The sequence below is a fragment of the Nocardia sp. NPDC058497 genome (assembly GCF_042720195.1).
GTDB lineage: Bacteria > Actinomycetota > Actinomycetes > Mycobacteriales > Mycobacteriaceae > Nocardia.
The window spans coordinates 1-1361 of sequence record NZ_JBHXMY010000974.1 but is presented as its reverse complement, the minus strand read 5'-3'; the positions used below and the strand labels follow the sequence as shown (position 1 = coordinate 1361).

The 1361-nt window shown below is 65.8% G+C and carries 1 protein-coding gene; it reads right to left on the bottom strand.

All coding sequences use genetic code 11. The features are described from left to right. A partial coding sequence (locus tag ACFWPJ_RS32970) for a hypothetical protein (RefSeq protein ID WP_378857459.1) occupies nt 1-1278 on the bottom strand: 1278 nt, incomplete at its 3' end. Between the last annotated feature and the right edge of the window lie 83 nt (nt 1279-1361).

Sequence of the window (1361 nt, the reverse complement as noted above, 5' to 3'; positions counted from 1 at the left end):
AGCGCGGGTGGCGCGGTCGCGAGTCAGCTGTGGCGGGTTCGCGCCCGAGTCGTCCTTGACGCTGACATCTTTGCGGTATCCGTTGCTCTTGTAGTACTGGTCGAAGTAGCCAGGTTCGTTGTTGGCGCGCCAGACCTGGTGGTCCATGACCGCGCGAGGGTCGTCTGGCAGTGATGATCCGCTGCCGGTCCCGCCTCCGTCGCGTGGCGGTAAGCTGCCGCCACCACTGCTGCCGGCGCCGCGGGACTCGCTTGCCCCGGATCCCCCACCGGAACGACTGATCGTGTGCTGGCTGTCGACCGCTGTGTGTGCGGTGCCGGTCGAGGCGCCGACGAGTTCCCGTGCTTCGTTGCGGGGGACGTATCCGATGTCCGCTTTGGCTGCGGAGTCCTCAGCGGCGTCAGCGATTTCCCGGTTGAACCGCACCAGTGCCGCGTCGAGATCGTTGCCGGTCGCGGCTCCCGGTGTGAAGTCGGCGGATGCTGGCCTGTCACCAGATTTGATGCGGTCCGGACTGGATTTGTCCGGCACCCCAGTTGGCCCTTGGGAAACCGGCGCGTCGTTGCCGCCGGTGCGTGTGAGAGGCGGGGTATGGGAGTTTGCGGGGGTCGGGGTTTCGTCCGGTTTTGCGGGTGCGGAGGTTCCGGTTGCTGGGTCGGCCGTTTGGGTGGTATCACCAGCGGCTCGGTTAGGGGCAGAGGCTGCTTCGGTTGTGTGGTGGGCGCTGGCGGTTCTGGTGGCTGCTTCGGCTGCGTTCTCGGCTGTGCTGCGGGCGCCGGACTCGAATACGTTGGATGCCGTGTTGATGGCGGAGCGTCCTGCGGCGGCGATGCCGGCTCGGATTGCTTGGAAGCCGGGGATCGGTGCGTAGGAGGCGAGGTCGACTCCGATTTGTAGTTCGGAAGGGCGCTTGGTTATTTCGTTGTGGCCTGCTTGTCCGAGGGCTTGGCCTTGGGGCGTGAGGGGACCGCCTGCGGCGGCTCCGGCGAGTCCGGTCATTGAGCCCGTGACGGTGTGAGTGAGGTAGCTGGCCACATTTGTGGCGGGGTCGACGGTGGCGTGCCAGACGAATTCGCCGATCCCTGTGAGGGCCTCGCCCAAAGTGCCTTGGTCGGCCGGGAAACGAATGTTGGGGTTGCCTGCTCGGCTGACCGGGGTTCCGGGAGCGGTCTGCAGGCCGTCGAGGATCCAGGAGTCGGTGGGGACACCTGCTTGTTGGAGTCGTTGGAATGCGCCGGATCGGGCATCGCTGCGCAGATTCGGGTCGGGGTTGCGCATGTTGGCCAGGTAGTATATGTCTTTTTACTGGTCTGCGCGGGTGTATGCGTGGTGGGCGAGTCGGGTTTTCTCGGCGTCGACCG